Source organism: Chryseobacterium sp. Mn2064, assembly GCF_049319685.1.
In the GTDB taxonomy this organism is placed as follows: domain Bacteria; phylum Bacteroidota; class Bacteroidia; order Flavobacteriales; family Weeksellaceae; genus Chryseobacterium.
Map to the genome: position 1 here is coordinate 874,225 of NZ_JBMOUE010000001.1, position 23,562 is coordinate 897,786.

Annotated in this window: 24 protein-coding genes; 14 read left to right on the forward strand and 10 right to left on the reverse strand. The window is 35.8% G+C overall.

Translation table 11 applies throughout. From position 1 onward, the window contains the following. Positions 1–28 precede the first annotated feature (28 nt). The 3 genes from ACL9RH_RS03775 to ACL9RH_RS03785 form a co-directional block, all read right to left on the reverse strand. The gene (locus ACL9RH_RS03775) at positions 29–295 is read right to left on the reverse strand and encodes a hypothetical protein (protein ID WP_422692005.1); all 267 of its coding nucleotides are present in this window, start codon (positions 293–295) and stop codon (positions 29–31) included. 214 nt (positions 296–509) lie between these two features. After that, the gene (locus tag ACL9RH_RS03780) at positions 510–1,364 is read right to left on the reverse strand and encodes a nucleoside phosphorylase (protein WP_422692006.1); all 855 of its coding nucleotides are present in this window, start codon (positions 1,362–1,364) and stop codon (positions 510–512) included. Positions 1,365–1,384: 20 nt separating this feature from the next. Next, complete coding sequence (locus tag ACL9RH_RS03785; RefSeq protein ID WP_422692007.1) at positions 1,385–1,873, reverse strand: hypothetical protein; 489 nt, start codon at positions 1,871–1,873, stop codon at positions 1,385–1,387. A gap of 229 nt (positions 1,874–2,102) precedes the next feature. Here ACL9RH_RS03785 and ACL9RH_RS03790 point away from each other — a divergent pair, with 229 nt between their 5' ends. From ACL9RH_RS03790 to ACL9RH_RS03800, 3 genes are all read left to right on the forward strand, one after another. Next, entirely contained in the window at positions 2,103–3,932 is a 1,830-nt protein-coding gene (locus ACL9RH_RS03790; protein WP_422692009.1) for a cytochrome-c peroxidase, read from the forward strand. A 151-nt stretch (positions 3,933–4,083) separates the two neighbouring features. Further along, positions 4,084–6,237: an alkaline phosphatase PhoX gene (locus ACL9RH_RS03795; protein ID WP_422692010.1), complete on the forward strand. Its 2,154-nt coding sequence runs from the start codon at positions 4,084–4,086 to the stop codon at positions 6,235–6,237. A 55-nt stretch (positions 6,238–6,292) separates the two neighbouring features. Beyond that, positions 6,293–7,192 carry a leucine-rich repeat domain-containing protein gene (locus ACL9RH_RS03800; RefSeq protein WP_422692011.1) on the forward strand — a complete coding sequence of 300 codons (900 nt, stop codon included), beginning with the start codon at positions 6,293–6,295 and terminating at the stop codon, positions 7,190–7,192. A gap of 1 nt (position 7,193) precedes the next feature. Here ACL9RH_RS03800 and ACL9RH_RS03805 read toward each other — a convergent pair whose 3' ends face one another. Beyond that, the gene (locus ACL9RH_RS03805) at positions 7,194–7,517 is read right to left on the reverse strand and encodes a translation initiation factor (protein ID WP_414845121.1); all 324 of its coding nucleotides are present in this window, start codon (positions 7,515–7,517) and stop codon (positions 7,194–7,196) included. Positions 7,518–7,821: 304 nt separating this feature from the next. On the opposite strand from ACL9RH_RS03805, the gene gpmI reads away from it, so the two are divergent. The 5 genes from gpmI to ACL9RH_RS03830 all read left to right on the forward strand — a co-directional run bounded on the left by gpmI (position 7,822) and on the right by ACL9RH_RS03830 (position 12,680). Continuing rightward, entirely contained in the window at positions 7,822–9,363 is a 1,542-nt protein-coding gene (gpmI, locus tag ACL9RH_RS03810) for a 2,3-bisphosphoglycerate-independent phosphoglycerate mutase (RefSeq protein ID WP_422692012.1), read from the forward strand. Positions 9,364–9,511: 148 nt separating this feature from the next. Then, on the forward strand, positions 9,512–10,489 hold the full coding sequence (locus ACL9RH_RS03815) for an acyl-ACP desaturase (protein WP_065394661.1): 978 nt from the start codon (positions 9,512–9,514) through the stop codon (positions 10,487–10,489). A gap of 97 nt (positions 10,490–10,586) precedes the next feature. Beyond that, positions 10,587–11,018, forward strand: coding sequence for a BT0820 family HAD-type phosphatase (locus ACL9RH_RS03820; protein ID WP_422692013.1), 432 nt, complete (start codon positions 10,587–10,589; stop codon positions 11,016–11,018). Positions 11,019–11,103: 85 nt separating this feature from the next. Further along, a complete protein-coding gene (map, locus tag ACL9RH_RS03825; protein WP_422692014.1) occupies positions 11,104–11,913 on the forward strand; it encodes a type I methionyl aminopeptidase in 810 nt (269 codons plus the stop codon). Further along, positions 11,913–12,680, forward strand: a complete 768-nt coding sequence (locus tag ACL9RH_RS03830) for a class I SAM-dependent methyltransferase (RefSeq protein ID WP_422692015.1) — start codon at positions 11,913–11,915, stop codon at positions 12,678–12,680. The genes map and ACL9RH_RS03830 overlap by 1 nt, the downstream gene beginning before the upstream one ends. An 83-nt stretch (positions 12,681–12,763) precedes the next feature. On the opposite strand, the gene ACL9RH_RS03835 is transcribed toward ACL9RH_RS03830, so the two are convergent. Together ACL9RH_RS03835 and ACL9RH_RS03840 are read right to left on the reverse strand one after the other, a co-directional pair. Beyond that, entirely contained in the window at positions 12,764–13,096 is a 333-nt protein-coding gene (locus ACL9RH_RS03835; RefSeq protein ID WP_422692016.1) for a DMT family transporter, read from the reverse strand. Between the two features lie 117 nt (positions 13,097–13,213). Next, positions 13,214–13,777 carry a Crp/Fnr family transcriptional regulator gene (locus ACL9RH_RS03840; protein WP_422692017.1) on the reverse strand — a complete coding sequence of 188 codons (564 nt, stop codon included), beginning with the start codon at positions 13,775–13,777 and terminating at the stop codon, positions 13,214–13,216. A gap of 406 nt (positions 13,778–14,183) precedes the next feature. Between ACL9RH_RS03840 and era the strand changes: the two genes are divergently transcribed. Beyond that, positions 14,184–15,059 carry a GTPase Era gene (gene era / locus ACL9RH_RS03845; RefSeq protein ID WP_422692018.1) on the forward strand — a complete coding sequence of 292 codons (876 nt, stop codon included), beginning with the start codon at positions 14,184–14,186 and terminating at the stop codon, positions 15,057–15,059. A gap of 66 nt (positions 15,060–15,125) precedes the next feature. Then, the gene (locus tag ACL9RH_RS03850; protein ID WP_422692019.1) at positions 15,126–15,554 is read left to right on the forward strand and encodes a DoxX family protein; all 429 of its coding nucleotides are present in this window, start codon (positions 15,126–15,128) and stop codon (positions 15,552–15,554) included. A 65-nt stretch (positions 15,555–15,619) separates the two neighbouring features. On the opposite strand, the gene ACL9RH_RS03855 is transcribed toward ACL9RH_RS03850, so the two are convergent. Continuing rightward, the gene (locus ACL9RH_RS03855) at positions 15,620–15,769 is read right to left on the reverse strand and encodes a bacteriocin-like protein (protein ID WP_422692020.1); all 150 of its coding nucleotides are present in this window, start codon (positions 15,767–15,769) and stop codon (positions 15,620–15,622) included. Between the two features lie 122 nt (positions 15,770–15,891). Here ACL9RH_RS03855 and ACL9RH_RS03860 point away from each other — a divergent pair, with 122 nt between their 5' ends. Next, positions 15,892–18,294, forward strand: coding sequence for a prolyl oligopeptidase family serine peptidase (locus ACL9RH_RS03860; protein WP_422692021.1), 2,403 nt, complete (start codon positions 15,892–15,894; stop codon positions 18,292–18,294). Positions 18,295–18,370: 76 nt separating this feature from the next. Then, a complete protein-coding gene (locus tag ACL9RH_RS03865) occupies positions 18,371–19,105 on the forward strand; it encodes a hypothetical protein (RefSeq protein WP_422692022.1) in 735 nt (244 codons plus the stop codon). A 31-nt stretch (positions 19,106–19,136) separates the two neighbouring features. Here ACL9RH_RS03865 and ACL9RH_RS03870 read toward each other — a convergent pair whose 3' ends face one another. After that, the gene (locus ACL9RH_RS03870) at positions 19,137–19,826 is read right to left on the reverse strand and encodes an HAD family hydrolase (protein WP_422692023.1); all 690 of its coding nucleotides are present in this window, start codon (positions 19,824–19,826) and stop codon (positions 19,137–19,139) included. Positions 19,827–19,902: 76 nt separating this feature from the next. Here ACL9RH_RS03870 and ACL9RH_RS03875 point away from each other — a divergent pair, with 76 nt between their 5' ends. Both ACL9RH_RS03875 and ACL9RH_RS03880 read left to right on the forward strand, forming a co-directional pair. Further along, positions 19,903–20,466 (forward strand): Crp/Fnr family transcriptional regulator, encoded by a 564-nt coding sequence (locus ACL9RH_RS03875; RefSeq protein WP_422692024.1) that lies wholly within the window; start codon positions 19,903–19,905, stop codon positions 20,464–20,466. Between the two features lie 157 nt (positions 20,467–20,623). After that, positions 20,624–21,127, forward strand: coding sequence for a GNAT family N-acetyltransferase (locus ACL9RH_RS03880; RefSeq protein WP_422692025.1), 504 nt, complete (start codon positions 20,624–20,626; stop codon positions 21,125–21,127). A gap of 85 nt (positions 21,128–21,212) precedes the next feature. On the opposite strand, the gene ACL9RH_RS03885 is transcribed toward ACL9RH_RS03880, so the two are convergent. Together ACL9RH_RS03885 and ACL9RH_RS03890 are read right to left on the reverse strand one after the other, a co-directional pair. After that, a complete protein-coding gene (locus ACL9RH_RS03885) occupies positions 21,213–22,037 on the reverse strand; it encodes a GLPGLI family protein (RefSeq protein WP_422692026.1) in 825 nt (274 codons plus the stop codon). Positions 22,038–22,103: 66 nt separating this feature from the next. Next, a complete protein-coding gene (locus tag ACL9RH_RS03890; RefSeq protein WP_422692027.1) occupies positions 22,104–23,492 on the reverse strand; it encodes an MATE family efflux transporter in 1,389 nt (462 codons plus the stop codon). Positions 23,493–23,562 lie beyond the last annotated feature (70 nt).

The following is a 23,562-nucleotide window of genomic DNA, read 5'->3' on the forward strand; positions in this document are numbered from 1 at the left end:
ATAGTTAGAAGTTTCTTTTTGTGAAATCTTATTTTGCGTTTCTGGATTTGATTTCTTTTCGTGCATTTCTCCAGCTACTCAGTATAATTAGGTATAACGGCATGAAAGCCAGTGGAAGTGGAGTAAATGCTGTAAATCCTTTCTTGATGGTTATATAAATGACTACTCCAACCAACATTCCCATAATGACACAAAATGAAATATGTGCTGCAGAACGCTTTTTTTCTTCTTTTGTGAGCTCATCAAAAGATAATTCTGAAAGTTTTGGAGCTTCAGGCATCTTAGTGTTTTTCATGATTATCAGATCGTTTTAATAACTTTTTCTGGTGCTAAATTAATAAAATACCTATAGGAATCAGTGAAATAGATATTAAAAAGGAGCTATTTATCATAAATCTACACAAAAGTGTAGTTATCTTGATGAATGGTAGAAAATAGAAGTCTTTCAAAAAAGAAGAGCTATCCTCATTGAGAATAGCTCTTTTATTATCGTAATTATTAAATATATTTTACTTAATAATTCTGTCAAGTACCCAGGTAATAAGGTTCTTTTCAGAAGCATGGTGATCTGCAGAGAATTCTCCACGTCTTCTGTTGGCAATCACATTATTTACGGTAATTGCTTTATGACCTAATAGTTTTGAAAGGGCATAGATCGCAGAGGTTTCCATTTCAAAGTTGGTGATTCCAAGATCATTTAATGTTTCAAGGAATTGATCATCCACCGCCTTTAAACGAAGCTGTCTTCCCTGTGGAGCATAGAATCCTGGGAATGTAGCCGTATTTCCGTGGTATTTGGCATCTTTATAATATTCGCCCATTTCTTCTGCCCAATCTGAGAAGTAAAGCATTGGCTTGATTTTTTCGTAAGGGAATTTATCTACAAAGTTTTTAGAAAACTCATTTTCAAAACTATAGTCCTGATAGAAATGCATTAACCCGTCCAAACCAACAACATTCTGAGTAACCAGCATATTATCAACCTGCACGTCAGGGTTTACACTTCCACAAGTTCCCATACGGAAAAGCTCAAGTGCTTTATGTTCTGTTTTGAATTCTTTGTTTTTTAAGTCAATATTTACCAAAGCATCCAGTTCGTTCATTACGATATCGATGTTTTCAGTTCCGATACCGGTTGACATTACTGTAATTCTTTCGCCACGTAGAGTTCCTGTGTGCGTATAGAATTCTCTTTTATTTTTTTTGATTTCTACAGTATCAAAGTATTTTGAAACTTTTCCTACTCTGTCTGGGTCACCTACAAGGATGATTTTGTCGGCAATATCTTCAGGTAAAAGATTCAGGTGGTATACACTTCCGTCTTCATTCAGAACAAGTTCTGAGGCAGCAAGTTTATTTAGCATAGTATGTATATTTTTTGTTTTTAATAATTAATTAAAATAGCTTCTTTATAAGGCGAAGCAATCAATTCATAAATAGTAGAGTATTCTTCTACAATTCTTTTTTGCCCATTCATTACTTCATATACCGTAACGATGGTTTTTTCAATATTTTTAGGATCTTTTCTCTGCGAGGTAATCTCATAGAAATGATCATCTTTTTTCAGGATAGAAATCAGTTCTTCTTTTGTGGAGTTGTTGGAACTCATCATTCCGGGAAAATCCATAAGGACATTTTTCAGGTCGGTATAGGTTTTATAAGGCTTTATATTTCCCGCAGAATACACATAAACGTTGGGTACTTCCTTATCTTTTTCCAGGCGAACGAGATAATAATCATTTCCTTTTTTCTCGGCATAAACTGCTGTTTCCTGCTTCTTTCCGGTGGATTGTTCCGTCTGCTTTTTCTTTTGTGAAAAAGTGGTAATAGACAGGAAACTTACCGTAAATGCAAACAATAGTTTTGTTTTCATAATACTATTTAGTTTTTGATGTGTTGAATTTAATATAAAAAAATCCTTCCCCAATAATCTCCCGCCATTATTTACCGGTATTTTAGAACAAACCGTATCCTTTAGAATAATGAATTTGATTTCGGGGTTTAAAATTAGTGAAAAATATTGTATCAGAAATATAAACATTATTTAATCTGCTATTAAAACTGAGATAATATCAGAATGATAGTTTTACCGCTAAAAATTAATGAGATTTTATCCACTGCTTGTTTTCGTTCTTTTAATAGGATTTGCAGTTATGTCTTTCAATCCTGTTTACAAAGGAAAAGAGAAAGAAAATACATTTGTTAATAAAGGGTTGTCTGACTTTAAAACCAAACTTGAACAGCTGAAATCGGATGTTCGTCTGTTTTCAGAAGGCCAAATTTCCCTGGAAGAATTACAAAAGTCATTGAGCAGAACAAGAAACTCATTTAAAGAAATAGAATTTTACATCGCCTATCATTACCCGGAATTTACTAAAACACACGTTAATGCAGCCCCTTTATTTCACATAGAAGCAGCGGGCACAACAGCTTATACCTTACCTCCGGAAGGATTGCAGGTTTTGGATGAACTGATTTTCTCAGAAGAAGCAGCCGACGAGAAAGAGAAAATAAAAACCATCACAGACTTTTTATACAACAGTTATTCAGGGTTTTATTTGAGTGCTGTAAAAAACGGATTAAGCAAAGGAAACAATAAAACACTGCCTTTAAGAATAGAATTGATCAGAATATATTCATTAGGAGTAACAGGCTTTGACACACCAGGGTCTTTGAATATTTCTGAAGAAACCAGCCATGCGCTTTCTGGGATGCAGAAGTACATTAATGATGATCCTTATTTTAAAAATTACAATACCCAAAAAGCAAATCAGACTTTAACAGAAGCAGTTGGCTATCTTTCACAAAATACCGATTTTGAAGCTTTCGACAGAATTGAATTTTACAAAAAGTACATTCAGCCTTTATATGAAGAATTGGGAAATTGGGACGGAAAAGCCGATGATCTTAAAGAATTTTCAGGATGGAATGTAGGAAATAAAAACTTCTTCAACAGCGATTTCTTAGATCCTTATTTTTATACATTATTGAAATCTTCAGAAGATAATCCAGAGCTTCGTACACTTGGAAAATCGATTTTCTATGATCAGAACTTGAGTGGTAACGGAAAAATGAGCTGTGCAACGTGTCATCTTCAGGAAAATGCCTTTACAGATCTGAAATCAAAATCACCAAGTAATGTGGAAGGGAAAACAGTTTTGAGAAATTCTCCGTCACTTTATAATGCAGTTTTTGCCAAAAGATTTTTCTATGACCTTCGTGCTTTCTACCTTGAGCAGCAGGCTGAGCACGTTATTTATAACGAAGAAGAATTTAATACAAGCTATGAAAGTATTATTCAGAAGTTAAAAACACAACCTGCCTACAAAAAAGCCTTCCGAAAAGCATTTAAAGACGGAGAGATCAGCAAAGAGAATTTCTCAAAGGCTTTAAGTTCGTATGTGGCATCATTGTATTCTTTTGACAGTGATTTTGACCGTTTCATGAGAAATGAAAAGAATGTTTCTGACGATGTAAAGAAAGGGTTTAACCTCTTTATGGGAAAAGCGAATTGTGCTACCTGTCATTTTGCCCCTCACTTTTCAGGTTTGGTACCGCCGTTTTTTAACGAAAATGAATCTGAAGTTCTCGGGATCACAACAAAACCAATCAATCAAAAAACTATTGAATTGGATCATGATCTTGGCCGTGGAAACAGTCCTGTAAAAAAAGAGAAATCATGGATCTATGATTATTCATTCAAAACCGTTACTGTGAGAAATATTGCTCTTACTAAGCCATATTTCCATAATGGAGCGTTCAATACATTAGAAGAAGTCCTTGATTTTTATAACGAAGGTGGCGGTGAAGGATTAGGTTTAAAAATGAAGAACCAGACTCTTGCACCGGACAAGCTTAATCTTACCCAAACTGAAATCAAACAGATCATTGCCTTTCTGAATGCCCTAACTGATGTAAGCAGGGCAAAATAGAATAAAATCAGTATTTATTTAACAAAAAATTAACTCTCTTAACATTGAGTTTCTGATAATTTAATATTCTTCGTTTTATATTTAAAATCCTCTTAACAAAGAGATAGCTTCAAAAAAATAGTTTTGCAACGTCTAATAAATTAAATTAAAAATGAAGAAAAAACTACTAACAATTGGAGCGTTAGCTTTAATTGCCTGCTCTGGTATTCAGGCACAGACCTTGATATTTGACAAAGGCGCATCTTGGAGCTACAAAGACAACAATCAGGCACAGCCAACAGGATGGAATGCTGCTAACTACGATGTCTCAACATGGGCCGTAGGAAATGGACCTCTTGGATATGGAGATCCTGTTACTACAACAATCAATTCCGGGCTTACTACGGCTTATTTTGCTAAAGACTTTACAGTAAATCTTTCCACTCTTTCTGATAATATGGAACTTGGAGTGATGAGAGACGATGGGATTATTGTATATCTTAACGGAGAAGAAGTTGTGAGAGACAATATGCCTGCCGGTACAGTTACATTCAATACTTTTTCCAGTACAACAATTGACGGCGCTGCAGAAAATGTGTATAATATTTTTTCTATTCCAAAGTCAAAATTTGTAAATGGTGTCAACAGAATCTCAGTTGAACTACACAACAGAAGTACAACAAGTTCTGATCTTAGAATTGATGCTTATCTGAAAACGACAACAAACACTACAAACCCTGTCGCTTGTAACGGAACCCATATCAGTTGCTTTACTTCTATTGTTCCGACAGCACAGACTGATAAACTGATCATTCCTGCAGAACATAAATATCAGCTTATCTTAAAAGAAGGTGACAATTACACAGAAGGAGGTGGGTTAGTAGGAGGTCAGAATGACTTTACAGCTTATGTTCCTAAAACAGGAAGCAGCACCAACGGATATCTTTCGGTAAACCACGAAACCAATCCTGGAGGAGTTACCATGGCAGAGATCAACTATAATGCTTCAACGAAGCTTTGGCAGTTGACAAAATCCAGAGCGGTAAGCTTTTCAGATCCTAGTTTAGTGCAGACTATCAGAAACTGCTCGGGAGGGATTACTCCTTGGGGGACTGTTGTAACGGCTGAAGAATCTGTTACTTCAAATGATGTGAATGCTGATGGATATAAAGATTACGGATGGTTGGTTGAGATTGATCCTGCAACGGCTCAGGTGATTTCTAAAAATACAGATGGTTCTAAAGGAAAACTTTGGCAGATGGGAATTATGAACCATGAAAATGTAGTGATCAATAATGCAGGAACTATTGCTTATTATGGAGAAGATGGAGGAACTCACATGGTCTATAAATATGTGATGGATACGCCTAATGATCTTTCTTCAGGAAATCTTTATGTATTGAAACTGGATCAGGGATTAACGGCTGCCGGAGATCCTGCAGGAACTACAGCAACGTGGATTCAGGTTCCGAATAAAACAAAGGCTGACCAAAATAATACCGCTTCACTGGCGTTTTCTCTTGGAGGAACCAAATTCAATGGAGTAGAAGATGTAGACATCAGCCCATTGGATGGAAGAATTTATTTTACCGCCAAAGGATTAGACAGAGTGTATCGTTTACAAGATAACGGAACTACAGCTTCTCAGGTAGAAACTTTTGTAGGAGGTGGCTCTACTGTATATTCTTTCAATACTGCACAAGGAATGAAATCTGAAGTTTGGGCAGACGGTAATGATAACCTTACTTTCGACGAACTTGGAAACCTTTGGGTTCTTCAGGATGGTGGAAAGAACTATATCTGGGTTATTGCTCCGGATCACACTCAGGCTAATCCAAAAGTAAGGTTGTTTGCTTCTATGCCGGCTGGTGCAGAACCTACAGGACTTACTTTTACTCCTGATCATAAATTTGGTTTCTTCTCTGTACAGCACCCGGATTCCACCATTTCTACGGATGTAGATGCTACCGGAAATACAATCAATTACAAAGGAAAATCAGCAACGGTTGTTATAGCACTTAAAAGTAACCTGGGAATCGAAGGATCTTTAGGAACTATTGAAAGTACAAACGCTGAAAATACTGTAACTGTAGCTCCAAACCCTACATCAGGAATAGTTAAAATCAATTCTGCAAAAGGATTGAAAGATATTTCGGTAACGGCTTACAGTATGGACGGGAAAATCGTTTATACAAAGAAATTCAACGGAACCAACAAAGTATTGGACCTTGATTTCACTCAGCAGCTGGAAGGAACTCGTGTTTTAATTTTAAATATTGAAGCAGAAGGAGGATTCCAAAAAACAGTAAAACTTTTAAAGAAGTAAACTATTAATATTTTCCGTCTGGCGGCAACATCGTTGCCGCCAGACTTTTATATTTATGAAAAAACTTTTCTTACTTATTTCCCTACTGTCACTTTCCCAGATCAATGCACAGATTGACCCTGTTAAATATCCTACTTTTACCAATATTGAAGAGGCTTTAAACAGTAAAAAAACGGTCTACAGCATCAGCTTTCGGGAAAAAGGAATGTTCAATCTTCCTCCGCAGATTACCCGGCTGGATTCCGTGTTTTTTCTGAACATTATGGCCAATAAGCTTGAAAAAATGGATCAGGAACTCTTCGCATTAAAGGAACTTGAAATTCTCAACGTTAATGAAAACAGTATTAAATATATTCCAAACGAAATAAGCCAGCTTACAAAACTGACGACATTCTCTATGAATCTCAACAGTCTGACAAGCATTAATCCCAATCTTGCAAAACTTCAAAATTTAAAGGTCGTACACTTTGATGCCAATAATTTGAATGTTTTTCCCGAAGCATTAATGGAAATTCCGGCTTTAGAAGAAATTAATTTGCAGGGAAATCAGATCAGCTTCATTGCGGATGGACTGAATAAAATCGTCAATCTGAAGTTTTTGAACTTATCAGATAATCAGATCAATGATTTAGGTAATTTATCTTTTCCTAAAAACCTAAAATACCTTGAATTGCAGCAGAATGCTATCGTAAAACTTCCGGAAAATTTGTTCAAAGCCAAAAACCTTGAATTTTTGAACGTTAGCGGAAACCAGATCACAGAAATTTCGCCCCGAATAAAAGGATTGAAAAACATCGTCAGCATGAATCTTGCCAACAATAATCTAAAAGATCTTCCCGTAGAAATTCAACAGCTTAAAAATCTGAAAACATTGATTCTTACAGGAAATCCTATAGAAAAAAATACCATTGAAAATTTAAAAACCTTACTGCCGGAAACCCAGATTTACTTCTAAATTATCCGCCTACACGTTTGGTTTTATAACCCATTTCTTTAAGGATATTCATGATTTTATCCCGGTTATCCCCCTGAATGATAATCGTTCCATCCTTTTCAGAACCGCCTATTCCTAAGGTGGTTTTTATTTTCTTTGAGATTTTTTTAAGGTCTTCCTCACTGCCTTCCCAACCTTCTACAATGGTGACAGGTTTACCATTTCTTCCTTTTTTCTCAAACTTGCATACCAAAGGTTCTTTTTGCTTGAACTCTTCTTCAGGCATTTCAAAATCCTGCTCATCATGATCAGGAAAAAGATTCTTCAATTGATCTCGTAAATCCATACAGCAAAATTAAAAAGATTTACGGATTAATGAAGCCAAATCATGACGAATTTTTATGATTTCCCTTTAAACCTTGACACGCGGGAAATTGGTTAGAAATATGCTTTTTGAAGGCAAAATTATTTTAGCATCATAAGTCCGGAGGAGAAGCATAATGTTATAGCAACCATACGAATTAAGTCTACTTTTCGTACAATAATTTTAAAAGCAATTCATTGATGATCAATAATCAATAAAATTCGAGTCTTCAAATTCTTCTATTCATAGGAAATTCGATAAATTTGTCTAACAAAAGTTTTACAAAATGTCGAAAAAAGCAATACTGGCAATCCTTGACGGATGGGGATTAGGAACAAACCCGGACGTTTCCGCAATAGATAAAGCAACTACACCATTTATAGACAGCTGTTACCAGAAGTTTCCACATACAACACTTGAAGCAAGTGGTTTGGCAGTAGGTCTTCCGGCAGGGCAGATGGGGAATTCCGAGGTTGGGCACATGAACCTTGGAGCTGGAAGAGTTGTGTATCAAAATCTCGTGAAACTTAATATGGCCGTTGAAAACGGAACTTTAGGACAGGAGAAAGCTATTCAGGATGCTTTTGAATATGCCAGAAAAGAAAACAAAAAAGTACACTTTATCGGATTGGTTTCCAACGGAGGAGTACACTCACATATCAATCACTTAAAAGGATTACTTACCGCTGCCAAAGAGTTTGGTTTGAATGAAAATGTTTTTGTTCACGCTTTTACCGATGGTAGAGATTGTGATCCTCATTCAGGACTTGGATTCATCGATGAGCTTCAGCAGCATATGGCAGCTACTACAGGAAAGCTGGCTACCGTTGTAGGAAGATATTACGCTATGGACAGAGATAAAAGATGGGAGCGTGTGAAGCTGGCTTATGATGCCCTAGCAGAAGGAATAGGAGAGCAGACTACCGATGCCCTAGCTGCTATTAAAACATCATATGACAATAATGTAACCGATGAGTTTATTAAACCCATCATTTTAGTCAATACAACAGAAACCGGAAATGTAGTACCGGTAGCAAGAATCATTGATAATGATGTAGTGATCTGTTTCAATTTCCGTACAGACAGAGGGAGAGAAATCACAGAAGTTCTTTCACAAAAGGATTTCCCTGAGTATTCTATGAAAAAACTGAATCTGTATTATATTACATTAACGAACTACGACAAAACTTTCCAGAATGTTAAAGTGGTTTTTGATGAAAATGTTTTAACAGAAACAATGGGGGAAGTTCTTGAGAAAAACGGAAAAACTCAGATCAGAATTGCCGAGACAGAAAAATATCCTCACGTTACCTTTTTCTTCTCAGGAGGAAGAGAGCTGGAATTCAACGGAGAGAAAAGATTACTGTGTCCAAGCCCGAAAGATGTTCCTACTTACGATTTAAAACCGGAAATGTCTGCTTACGACATCACCAATGCTATCGTACCGGAATTGGAAAAGGGAACGGCTGATTTTGTATGTCTGAATTTTGCCAATACCGACATGGTAGGCCATACAGGGGTTTTTGAAGCCGCAGTAAAAGCCGCAGAAGTAGTAGATGAGTGTATCCAAAAAGTAGCGACTGCCGCTTACGAAAACGGATATGCAGTTTTCATCCTTGCAGATCACGGAAACTCAGATGTAATGTTGAATCCGGATGGTACTCCAAATACTCAGCATTCAACCAACCTGGTTCCTTTCATCGTAATGGATAAAGATCATACATGGAACCTAAAGCCAGGTAAACTGGGCGATGTTGCGCCTACCATCCTTAAAGTAATGGGCGTAGAAAAACCAGATACCATGACAGGTGATATTTTAGTTAACTAAAATTCAATAATAATTATAAAAAAATACCGTTATAATCATATATCGGTATTTTTTTATGATTTATGTCAGATAAGGTATGAGATGCATACTTTATTATGCTTTAAATAATAAATAAATCATATCTTTGCTGTTTAAAACTGAATAAAAAATGTATCAAAAGCTTGTTAGGAAAGAAGTAATGGGAATATTGGAAAAGGAAGTAGGTTCTTTTCTTGATAAATTTTTAACGCCAATTGAAAAAATATGGCAGCCTTCCGATTACTTGCCAGATCCTTCAAGCGAGGAATTTAAACATGATTTAGAAGAAATTCAGACCTTTGCCCGTGAGATGCCTTATGATCTTTTCGTAACGCTTATCGGAGACTGTATTACAGAAGAAGCCCTACCTTCTTACGAGTCTTGGCTAATGGGAGTAGACGGAATTAATCAGGAAGAAAAAGTGGGCTGGGCCAACTGGGTAAGAGCTTGGACGGCAGAAGAAAACAGACACGGAGATCTACTGAACAAATATCTTTACCTGTGCGGAAGAGTGAACATGAGAGAAGTTGAAATTACGACTCAATATCTGATCAACGACGGTTTCGATTTAGGAACTAGTATGGATCCTTACAGAAACTTTATTTACACAAGCTTCCAGGAAACAGCTACTAATATCTCTCACAGAAGAGTAGGAACATTGGCAAAGCAATCCGGAAACGGTAAGCTAGCTAAAATGTGTGGGGTAATTGCAGCAGACGAGGCAAGACATGCTAAAGCTTACAAACATTTCGTAGCAAAAATCCTTGAAATAGACCCTTCAGAAATGATCCTTGCATTCGAAGATATGATGCGTAAAAAGATCGTTATGCCTGCTCACCTGATGAGACAGTCAGGACAAAAGGCAGGAGAACTTTGGGGACATTTCTCAGATGCGGCACAAAGATGTATGGTATACACAGGTCAGGATTATATCAATATTATGAAAGACTTATTAGACGAATGGAAAATTGAACACGTAAAAGGTCTTACTGAAAAAGCTGAAAAAGCTCAGGAATACCTGATGAAGCTTCCGGCAAGACTACAGAAGATCACAGACAGAGTTTCAACTCCTGATCTTCAGTTCCAGTTCAGCTGGGTAAAGAGCTAATCTTTCCATCGATCATTTAAATTATAAAACTATTGAGTGCCTTTCTTTTGGGCACTCTTTTTATTTCTTATCTTTGCAAAGCTAAAAAAAGAACAAAATGTTAAATAATAAAAAAATTGCTGTTGACTTTGACGGAACTATTGTTGATGATGCCTATCCGGCAATTGGGAAAACGAAAACTTTTGCATTCGAAACCCTAAAAAGGCTTCAGGCAGAAGGCTTCAGACTTATTCTTTGGACATACAGGCATGGGAAAACTCTTGATGAAGCAGTTGAATTCTGTAAAAGCAACGGAATAGAATTCTATGCCGTGAATTCCAGCTTTGAAGGAGAAGTTTTTGATTCGGAAACTCAATCCAGAAAATTAGATGCAGACTGGTTTATTGATGACAGAAACTTAGGAGGGTTCCCAGGATGGGGCGAAATCTACAATATTATTCAGGAAAGAATAGAATTCCGTGTTGAAGGAAAAGAAGTTCTTGCTTATTCAAAACTAAAAAAAGAAAAGAAAAAAGGACTTTTCTGGTAGAATAAAAATATAACAATTTAATAGTGTACCAATTTATCAATCAATAGGCTACACTGATATATTAATACATTGGTAAATTAATACAATGATTCAATTAAAAACGATAGACGAATTACGTCTGATGAAGGAGAGTGCCCGTTTGGTTTCTAAAACATTGGGAATGTTGGCGAAAGAAATTAAACCCGGTATTACCACTTTATATTTAGATAAACTGGCTCATGATTTTATTAAAGATCATGGTGCTGAACCTGCATTTTTAGGATACGGAGGATTTCCAAACTCCCTGTGTATTTCTCCGAATGAGCAGGTAGTTCATGGTTTCCCAAATAATGATATTGTAAAAGAAGGTGATGTTTTATCTGTAGACTGTGGAGTTATTCTTAACGGTTTTGTGGGAGATCACGCTTATACTTTTGAAATCGGAGAAGTGAAGCCGGAAATTAAAAAATTGTTACAGGTTACCAAAGAATCTCTTTACAAAGGAATTGAACAGTGTATCAGAGGAAAAAGAATTGGAGACATTTCTCATGCGATTCAGGCACATTGTGAAAAAGAAGGTTATGGAGTGGTAAGAGAGCTTGTAGGACACGGATTGGGAAGAAAGATGCATGAAGATCCACAGGTTCCTAACTATGGGAGACAGGGAAGTGGAAAAGTAATCAAAGATGGACTGGCTATTGCGATCGAGCCAATGGTTAATATGGGAACTGAAAAAGTGAAATTCCATAACGATGGTTGGACGGTAACAACTTTAGATAATATGCCATCTGCACACTTTGAGCATGATGTAGCCGTTATTAATGGTAAACCTGTTTTGCTTTCAACATTCGACTATGTATATGAGGCATTAGGGATTGTAAGTGATGAAGAAAAGCAGTTCCAACTGGATTTTTAATGAAAAAGGTAACCAAACTTTTACTGAATAAAATTCCACGTCCGATGCTGATCAAAATGAGCATCTGGGCAAGACCTTTGATTTATCAGTTTTTCAAAGGAGAAAATTTCTATGATCCTATCGACGGAAGATCTTACAGAAAATTTCTTCCGTATGGGTACGGAAAACAACGTGAGAATGCTCTTTCTCCGGGAACTTTGAGCCTGGAAAGACACCGTCAGATGTGGCTGTATCTTCAGAATGAAACTGACTTTTTTATTAAAAACTATAAAGTATTGCACATTGCTCCCGAACAGGAATTTTTAAGGAAATTCAAAAGAATGAGCAATCTTAATTATATCTCAGCTGACCTTTATTCTCCCATTGTGGACGTGAAGGCCGATATTCTGGATCTGCCTTTTGAAAACGAAACCTTTGATATTGTTTTTTGTAACCACGTTCTGGAACATATTGAAGATGATGCAAAAGCAATGAGTGAGCTGTACAGAGTAATGAAGCCCGGCGGTTGGGGAATACTTCAGGTTCCGATGAAAAATTCACTGGAAAAAACCTATGAAGATTTCACCATTAAAGATCCAAAAGAACGCCAGAAACATTTCGGGCAATACGACCACGTCCGTTGGTACGGTATGGATTATTTTGAACGTCTGAGAAAAGCCGGTTTTGAAACAGATATCAACTTCTACTCCAAGAAGTTTTCCGAAGAGGAAATCAAAAAATACGGGTTAAGACATAACGAAATACTGCCTGTCGTTTATAAGAAATAATAAGCAAAAAATATATAAAAAACCGTCTTCAGTAGAAGACGGTTTTTTTGTTATTAGATAGGTTTATACTTATTTTGAGGGTACTAGTGTGAGGTAGATACAGCTTTCAGTCCCACCACAGACCCGATAAGTGTCACGATGAAAAATATTCTCCAGAAACTTACAGGATCTTTAAAAAAGAAAATACCCATCAGCGCTGTTCCTACAGCTCCAATTCCTGTCCATACTGCATACGCGGTACCAATAGGCAATGTCTGGGTAGCTTTAATCAGTAAAACCATACTTATTGTCATCGTAATTAGAAAACCTGCGTACCAAAAGTACATTTCAGTTCCTGACGTTTCTTTTGCTTTTCCTAAACATGATGCGAAAGCTACTTCGAACAATCCCGCGATCACTAATATTATCCAATTCATTATTTCAAATTTTCTTCTGCAAATTTCCGCATTTGAAAAGAGAAAAAATTTTACAATTGTTAAAAAATGATCATTGCATATATTTCGGAAAAAGAATGATGAAACTACAAATAACTTTTATTTGATCTCCGCACGAATTCTGCTTAAACTCACCTGAGTAATGCCGAGATAAGAGGCGATATAACCCAGCTGAACCCTTTTCAAAAGATCAGGCTGGTAAGTAATAATGTCTTTATAACGTTCCAGAGAAGTTTTAAATTGTCTCGAAATAATAAGTTCTTCAGACTTGATCATCTCCGCCTCAGCGAGTTTTCTTCCCCAGTTGGCAATATGAATATCTTCATTAAAAAGTTTTCGGAGATTTTCTGTTTCCAGAACGTACAGATCACAGTCTTCCAGCAGTTCAATGCTTTCATAACCCGGTTTGTTTTCCACATAGCTTTTCATGGAAAGCACACACTGTCCCTCACTTCCAAACCAGAAGGTAATATCATTTTCCGCAGTAGAAGAATAAGCTCTTGCAATACCTTTACGGATAAAGTAAACATAAGGAACCACCTTATCTGCTTCCATCAGACAAAAGCCCTTAGGATGGGAAATCTCTGTGATCTGCTGTTTTAAACTGGTTTTAGATGCTTCAGGAAGTACATAAATGGCATCAAGAATCTGGTCTATATTCATAAAAATGAATTCTAAAGTTCAAAAATATCAGTTTTAAGTAATGCAATACAAAATTATCGGGTATTTTTTATGTGAAATGTTAAGTGAGCGGCGGTCAGAGCTTTTAAAATTCAACCTATTTTCTTTAATATTACAAGGATGTTGTTGAATTTTTATCTTTTTTACAAGGAGATAATCTATTATTTACAGAAAAGTTGAAAGTACCTTATATAATCCATCATTAATACTATGATTCATCAATAGATTTTCTTAAATATTACCTCAAATTAATGATAAAATATTTTCGTCAGTTCTTCCTCATCATGCCGTATTTCGAAATATAACTCTCTTTTTTCTTTTTAAATTTGAGATTAACGGTAAAGACCAATTTTGTTTTACTAACTTTGCAGTTCGTAATATTATTTTTATGCACAAAGCTGGATTTGTAAACATAGTTGGAAAGCCCAATGCCGGAAAATCAACACTCCTAAACCAATTGATGGGAGAGAAGTTGGCGATTGTAACGCAGAAAGCTCAGACAACCCGTCACAGAATTTTTGGTATTTATAATGAAGATGACCTTCAGATCGTATTTTCTGATACTCCGGGAGTATTAGATCCTAAATACGGACTGCAGGAGAAAATGATGGATTTTGTAAAAGATTCTTTGCAGGATGCTGACGTATTCCTTTTTATTGTAGATGTTACTGATAAGGCAGAGCCTTCAGAGTTTTTGATTGATAAATTGAATAAAATCCCTGTTCCTGTACTTCTTTTGTTGAATAAAGTGGACCAGACCGATCAGGCAGGCCTTGAAAAGCTGGTAGAAGACTGGCACAACAGAATTCCAAAAGCGGAAATTCTGCCTATTTCTGCTCTTAATGCTTTCAATACGGAAGTTATTTTACCGAAAATTAAATCTTTACTTCCTGAAAGTCCACCTTATTACGATAAGGACCAGTATACAGATAAACCCGAAAGATTCTTTGTAAACGAAGCTATTCGTGAGAAAATTCTTCTGAACTATGATAAGGAAATTCCATATTCTGTAGAAGTGGTAACAGAACAGTTTAAAGAAAAAGAGGGAATCATCTTTATAGATTCTATCATCTATGTAGAAAGAGATACTCAGAAAGGAATCATCATTGGTCACAAAGGTGAAGCCATCAAAAAAGTAGGTACAGAAGCGAGATTAGACCTTGAGAAATTTTTCTCAAAGAAAATTCACCTGAACCTATTCGTAAAAGTGAAAAAAGACTGGAGAAAGAACGACAGAGATCTTAAGAATTTCGGATACAGATAAACTAAAAGTGCTGAAACCCCTTTGTATTAAAAGATTTTTATTACCTTAGTCTAAATTTTTTAGTAAATGAACTATAACACTTCAAATTCGGGATCAATACTTAAAGATATTGTTTTGCTGGCAGTGAGGGTATTTGTAGGCTTTGCCATGCTTTCTCATGGGTTCCCTAAACTTCAGATGCTTTTGGCAGGTGGAAAAATTGAGTTTTTCGATTTTATGGGATTGGGACCTCAGATATCATTGATTCTTACTGTTTTTGCAGAATTTGTTTGTTCAATTCTATTAATTTTAGGCCTTTTTACTAGGGTTTCGCTAGGCTTTTTGATTTTTACCATGGGAATCGCTGCTTTTGTAGTACACGGAGCAGATTCTTTTGAAAAAAGAGAGATGGCCCTTATTTATCTATGTATTTATCTTTTACTAATGGTAGCAGGAGCTGGGAAAGTATCAGTAGATCATATGATAGAAAGAAGAAAAAGAGCTTCCGACTGGTAGTTTTATCATAATAACAATACAAAATAAAATAAGGCACTTCAGAAAATGAAGTGCCTTTTCTGTTCTTAATAATTACAGTGAGGTAAACAATCCCAGATCAGATTTCCGTTTTCGTCTCTTACTCTGCAAGCCATATAGCCTGCATCACATAAAGGAGCACTTCCGCCGTTAATTGTTTTTAAATGTACTTTTGACAATTTTCTTAAATTTTTCATATTGTTTGAATTTGGTTATCTAAAAATAATCAAAAAAACAAAATATGACACCATAAAGAGTCTTATTTTTTTATTTTCATAGATATTATTAAATTCACTACTTTCGTAAAAAATGAATTTATATGAAGATAAAACTGACAATTTGCCTTCTGGCATTTCTCAATTTTTATGATGCACAGGAGAATATTTCTTATCAGAAGCCATCAGCGGAGATTCTAAAGTTGGCTGACTACCAAAGGCCGCCAAGCGTCTTGATGAACAGCAAGAAAGACTGGGTTGTTTTTACGTATCGCCCAACCTACAAAACATTACAGGACCTCAATCAGCAGGAAATGAAATTGGGTGGTTTGAGAATCAATCCTTTAACTAATATTGCAAGCACGGTTACGTATTTCAATAATCTGAAGGTCAGAAAAATTAATGATAAAAACGAAGTTCAGGTAAAAAACCTTCCGGCAGATGTTAAAATTACTTATTTATCATTTTCACCGGATGAAAAAAAGCTGACTTTTACCAATACAACCAATAAAGGAGTTGAACTTTGGATTGTAGATATGGAAACGGCTACAGCCAAAAAAATTACAGAAGACAATCTGAATGCAAATTTGGGATCACCTTATACTTGGTATAATGATTCTCAAAGCTTGTTGATCAAAACGCTTCCTCAGAGCAGACCTGCACTAATTGATTCAAGTAAAGATCTTCCTACAGGGCCTATTGTTTCTACAGCAGATGGAAAAGTTTCACAGAACAGAACCTATCAGGATCTTTTAAAAAATCCTCAGGACGAAAAAAACTTTGAGACTCTTACCGCTTCTGAAATCTATAACGTAGACTTAAACGGAGCTCTTAAAAAGGTGAAGGATCAGGATATGTATGCCGCACTGAGTTTTTCTCCGGACGGAAATTATCTGATGGCAACCGTGATTAAAAAACCGTTCTCTTACATCGTTCCATTGAGCAGATTCCCGTCAACCACAACAGTATATGATATAAAAGGCAATACCGTAAAAGTGGTAAACGAGGTTCCTCTAAGCGAAATAATGCCAAAAGGATTTTCATCAGTAAGAACAGGGAAAAGAAATGTTGTGTGGAGAAGTGACGCTCCCGCTACCTTGGTTTACGCAGAAGCCTTAGACGGAGGAGATCAGTCAAAAGCAGCAGAATACAGAGACGAAATTTTCACTTGGGAGGTTCCGTTTACAGCAGCACCAAAGTCGTTCTTCAAAGTAAAACAAAGATACGATGGAGTAAGCTGGACAAACGATCATTATGCTATTGTATCAGAAGACTGGTATGACACTAGAAATACAAAATCCTTCCTTGTTGATCTGAATAACGGAGAATCTAAAGTGATTGAAGACAGAAATTCTCAGGATGTTTACAGCGATCCGGGGAGCTTTAATACCATTAAAAATCAGTACGGAAGATATGTCGTGGATATGAAAGGTGGAAAAGCATATCTTATTGGAGAAGGGTTTACAAAAGACGGACAGCATCCTTTTATTGATGAAATGGATGTTAAATCCTTGAAAAAGAAGAGACTTTATACTTCCAATCTTAAAAATGCTAAAGAAGCTATTATTGATATTCTGAATCCATCAAAAGGAGAAATTCTGACCACTCAGCAGTCTCCAAGCCAATATCCTAATTATTTTAAAAAGAATATCAAATCCAATAAGGCAGAAGCCGTAACCAATTTTGCCAATCCTTTTGAAAGCATCAAAGATGTTTATAAAGAAGTGATTACTTACAAAAGAAACGACGGAGTTACTTTAACCGGAACACTTTACCTTCCTGCCAATTACGACAGAAAAGCAAAAAAAGAAAAACTTCCATTGCTTATCTGGGCCTATCCTACAGAATATAAAGATAAAAATACTGCAGGACAGAATACCCAGAATCCAAATGAGTTTACATTCCCGTCTTATGGATCTTTCATCTATTGGACAACCAAAGGATATGCGGTGCTTGATGATGCTGCTTTCCCAATTATTGGTGAAGGAAAAACAGAGCCTAACGATACTTTCATTCCTCAGCTGGTAGCAAACGCAGCAGCAGCTATTGATGCTGTAGATCAGTTAGGATATATTGATAGAAAAAAAGTTGCGGTAGGAGGGCATTCTTACGGAGCTTTCATGACAGCGAATCTTTTAACGCATTCTAATCTTTTTGCTTGCGGTATTGCCAGAAGTGGAGCTTATAACAGAACATTGACTCCGTTCGGTTTCCAAAGCGAGCAGAGAAACTATTGGGATGTTCCGGAAATTTACAACGGAATGTCTCCGTTTATGCATGCTGATAAAATGAAGACCCCTCTTCTTTTGATTCATGGTGATGCAGACAATAACCCGGGAACTTTTACTTTACAGACGGAAAGATACTTCCAAGCATTGAAAAATTTGGGTGCTCCTGTAAAAATGGTTCTTCTTCCAAAAGAAGCCCATGGATACCAGGCTAAAGAAAATATCTTACACGTTTTATGGGAACAGGACCAGTTCCTTGAAAAATGTTTGAAGAAATAATAAACAGATACAAAACTCGTTCATATTTGGACGAGTTTTATTTTGCGAACTCAAGAAACTATGACCATCATTTTCAATGAAAAAAACAATTCTATTATTCCTGATTTCTGCCTCATGTTTTGGACAGTTATCTCCAAAAGTCAATGAATTATATCAGGAATTATCAAAAAGTAACCAGTATGAATCCAAGAACATAGGAATTGACGGTCATGAAAGTGAACCCTATAAAATTCATACAGAAATAGGTAAAATAGCAACCGATCAGGAATTGGAATTTATTGCTCTGCATGGTAATGTTGTTGCAAAAACTTATATCTCCAATATCTTGATTTCCAGAAAATCAAAAGTATTGGAAGAAATATTTAAAAGATATTTAGAAACAAATGACTCTATTAAAATAAGATCAGGATGTGTTGGTTATCAGTCTTTTTTGGCAGATGAAATGTATAAGGGCATTGTATTTGAAAGAGAAAAAATAAAAAGGGCCAGATATTATAAAAAACTGAAAAATAAATTTCTTCATAGTAAAAAAAGACTCAACAGTTTTGACCTTGATATAATAGAATCTCTTAAAATAGAAACCCAATGGAAACCAAAGGAAATCGATTCTTTGCAATATAAACTAGATCAAATTGTTTTAGATAACAAAGAATCCTCTGAAAATATTGTTAATTTGATGTGTTCGTATTATTTAGATACAAAAATTAAGATTCCTTATTATAAAAAGATGATATATTTTGAAGAGAAATATAATTCTGAATATATTAAAGACTATTTGAAATTTTGCAGATATGGAATTTTGAAAAAATAGAAACGCGTTCAAATATGAACACGTTTCTATTTTATAAATAACCTAAAATTTGATCAATACTTTTTAGTTCCATGAATTTCTCATGTTCAAGATTAACTTCATGTTGCTCATGGCTCCACGTCACATGATAAGGAATATGAGCGGCTGAACCCCCAATTTCCAGAACAGGCAGGATATCAGACTTGATAGAATTACCCAACATGAGAAAATTGTCAGGCTGGCAATCCAGATGCTTTAATAGTTTTTGATAATCATTTTCTTTTTTATCACTCATGATTTCAATGTGATGAAAATGCTCCTGCAATCCGGAGTTTTTCAATTTACGTTCCTGGTCCAGAAGATCTCCTTTTGTGGCAACTACCAGTCTGTATTTTCCTTTTAAGCTTTCTAGTGTTTCAGTGACACCGTCCAGAAGCTCAATAGGTTTTTGGAGAAGTTCCTGCCCTAATTCAATGGCTTTATTCACTAACTGTAAAGAGGCTGTGTTATTGGAAACCCTGCCGATTGTTTCAACCATACAAAGCATAAAACCTTTCACGCCGTACCCGTATAAATGAAGGTTTTTCATCTCTGTTTTGAATAACTCCTGAGAAACCGTGTGTTGAGGAAGATAATCTTCAAGCAACATACAGAATTCCTTCTCAGCTTCCTGGAAGTAAGGTTCGTTGATCCAAAGGGTGTCATCCGCATCAAAAGCAATAGTCGTAATATGATTATTCATTTTTGTTTTGTAATTTTCTGGTCACAAAATTCAATAAAAAAACTCAATCACAAAAGGACATTTGTCCCGGATCCATATGTTACGAACAAATCAGGCATTCTTAAGGTATTTTGAAGAACTTTATCAGAAACAAGAGGGAAGAGAAGAGGTAATACTAAAATCTTTCTCCCGTGACAAAAGCCTGTTGATACAGGACCAGTCGCTCTTGAAGGTTATGTTGATTAAAGAAGGCATAGCCAAATGCTATTTAACCGAAGAAAACGGAAAAGAATATATCATGGAATTTCTGGGAGACGGTGAAATCCTTGGAGAAGTAGAATTGATTAAAAATATAAGCTGTCTTTGCAGTGTAAAAGCCGTATCGGAAGTAACAGTGTATGAAATAAGTGTTTCCTATTTTAAATCTCTACTCAAAAATGATCTTGCTCTTAATCATTTATTGTTGGATTCATTTGCCGAACGAATGATCAATACTTCAAGCAGAGCTTCTTATCAACAATTGTATACGATAGAACATACTGTAATGCAGTTGTTGAATATGCAGACCCAACAAGGGATTCAAATCTCAAAAGAAGATATGGCAGCTTATTTGGGAATAACCGTGAGAAGCTTAAATAGAATTTTAAAAGATTTGAAATAAAATGATAGCTTTATAAAGTAATAATTTTTAATTTCGATACTTTTTTAAGGGGTGTATTTATTTAAATGTGTGAAATTAAATAATTCTATTATATATTTAATGGGGTTGTTTTTGAAATTTACTATTTTTGTATTCAAATAAGTTGAATTTACAATCAATGGAAAAATTAAAATTCAGAAATGCCGAATTATCCGATTTAAAGAAAATTGTAGAGATTTACAATTCAACAATCGCATCAAGGATGGTAACTGCAGATGTAGAAGAAGTTTCCGTAGAAAGCAAACAAAAATGGTTTAACGATCACAATTCGGAAGCAAGACCTCTTTGGGTGGTTGAAGATTCGGCAGGGCAGATAGTAGGATGGGTAAGCTTTAGTTCTTTTCATGAAAGAGCAGCCTATAGCGGAACCGTAGAAGTAAGTATTTATCTGGATGAAAGCAGCAGAGGAAAAGGCTATGGAAAGACTATTCTTCAGTATTGCATCGACAATGCCGGGAAATTTGGAGTGAATAATCTGGTAGCTCTTATATTTCTTCACAATGAGCCGAGTTTAAAACTCTTCCGTCACTTCGGTTTTGAAGATTGGGGAAATCTTCCTAACGTAGCTATTTTGGATGGGGTAGAAAGAAGTCTCGTTATATTGGGTAAAAAGATTGATTAAGATATAAAAAACAGCAGTTTCAAAAATAATATACCTTAAATAGGTTTGTTATATTTTTGAAACTGCCGTTGTATTTATTCTCTATTTATCCTTTAAATATCGGTTCTTTATCTTTTTCAATAAAGATATACCTCGCTTTAATACCTTTTTGAAGCATTCCTTTTTTCTTATTAAGTTCTTCCGTAGATTCTACGCTTTCGTTTTTAAAACTTAAGTTGCCTCCATTTTTCAATTTTTCTGAGAAAATTCTTGTCGGATTTTGATAAAGATCTTCAATATACCGATTGAATTTTTCATTGGTGATTGGAAGCGCCTGTTTTCCGTAATGGGTTTCCACAAAATCTTGTGTATCGTAATCTGAGGTGAGCTTTTCGTTGTTGATGAGTTTGTAGATGAAATTCTGATCCGTATCTTCCAGAATGAAGATTAAACCGGGAAGACCTCGAAATTTATAAGGTCCTTCTTTAATATTTACGTCATTGGAAAACCACGCATTCCAGCTTCTGCCGCCAAAGTCTGTGGTTGCTTTTTGAAGTTTATATCCATTGTATTCTTTGGTTTCCTGAAGCAGCTTCCATTTCATTTCGTCGTGTGTTTTTACCACGAAATAGTCAAAAAAATCTCGGTACCATTTATTATCAAAAGAGTCTGGCTTTCTTTCGAGAACCTGGTCTGTTTTGGTGCTGTAATGTGAGATGGATTGGTTAGATTCTTTATTTTTCACATCATAATCTGCAAAGTCTTTATCATAGAACTTAACCGATTTTGAACTGATATCTAAGTTCATCAGGTTTTTTCTATATTCCTGAGTCGGTTCCTGCCGGTACTGAAGTTCGTAAGTAAATCTATTGGTTTGAGATTGATATAAAGTGCCTGCACATAAAGCAAGGAAGGCAATTGTTCTTTTCATGTTTGTTAGTTAATGAAGGCAAAAATAATAAAAAAACGCAGAGCCATTGCCCTGCGTTCTTCTATTTTACTGTTTTTGTATTTCTACTTCTGTTTGTATGTTCTGCTTTACTCTTTTAGCAGACATATTAAGGAATCGTTTAACAAGGAAAACAGCAGAAACCGTTAATCCTAATCCCAGAGCGATCCACATTCCAAAAGCCCCCATTTTCAAGATGACACAGAAGAAGTAACCTAAAGGTATTGTGATAACCCAGTAAGCGATGAAAGTATAGATAGATGGGATTTTCACATCCTGTAAACCTCTCAGCATTCCTAAAGCCGTTACCTGAATTCCGTCAGAAAGCTGGAACAACGCTGCAATAATCATCAGTTTAGAAGCAAGAGTAATCACTTCTACTTCCTCTTTTTTAGTGAAGAAAGTAGGAAGGATATTTCGCCCTAAGATAAATACCAATCCGCAGATACACATGAAAATAAAAGCAATTTTCAGGTTGTTGATCCCTACATTTCTTAGCTCAACGAAATTCTGTTCGCCCAATTTTCTTCCGATCATTACGGTTGAAGCCACACTGAATCCTACACATAAATTGAATGTGAAAGAAGCCATGCTTAATGCAATCTGGTGAGACGCAATATCATGAGCAGAGATCAGTCCGCAGATAAATGCTGCACCTGCAAATGCTGTTACTTCAAAAAACATCTGTAAAGCTGTAGGAAGTCCCAGTCTCACCATTTTATCAAACATCTTTTTAGAGAAAACCTGAATTTTCAATGAAAAATCTTTGATATAGCGTCTTGTTCTTTTCTCTTTCAACAATACAAAATAAAGGAACACTACCATAAATATTCTGGAAATAAGGGTAGCCAAAGCCGATCCTTGTACGCCCATTGCAGGGATTCCCCAAAGTCCTTTGATGAATACATAGTTCAAAGCAATATTGATGATATTGGCGATAATTGTTGCTTTCGTAACTCCAATCGTATAAGAAAGTCCTTCAGAAACCTCACGGAGTGTCTGAAAAGCCATAAATGGAACCATACTGATCACCATAATACTTAAGAAGCTTACCGTATCTGGAATGATCTTGGCAGGCTGTCCCGAATGATAGAGTAGAGGCATTGCCAAAAGCAGTACGACCATCAGAATAACTCCTACCGACATATTGATGATAAATCCGTGGCTGAACACTGAATTAATCGTAGCGTGATCTTCTCTGGAATGAGCCTCTGAAACCAAAGGCGGAATGGCAAATGAAAAGCCCAATGCCAATACAAATATGGAGAAAAATACCGCATTTCCCAATGAAACAGAGGCCAGAGCATCTGCACCCAAAAGTTTTCCGACAATAATGTTGTCGAATAAGTTTACCGAAACTTGCCCTACCTGGGTTAGCATCACAGGCAGAGCCAAAGTCAGGCATTCTTTTGTATAGTTTTTGTTTAAAAAGTTCATAATATTTTAAGATTCATATAGTTTATAATTAAAATAAGGGCAAAAAAAAATTTGCAGTGTTGACTGCAAA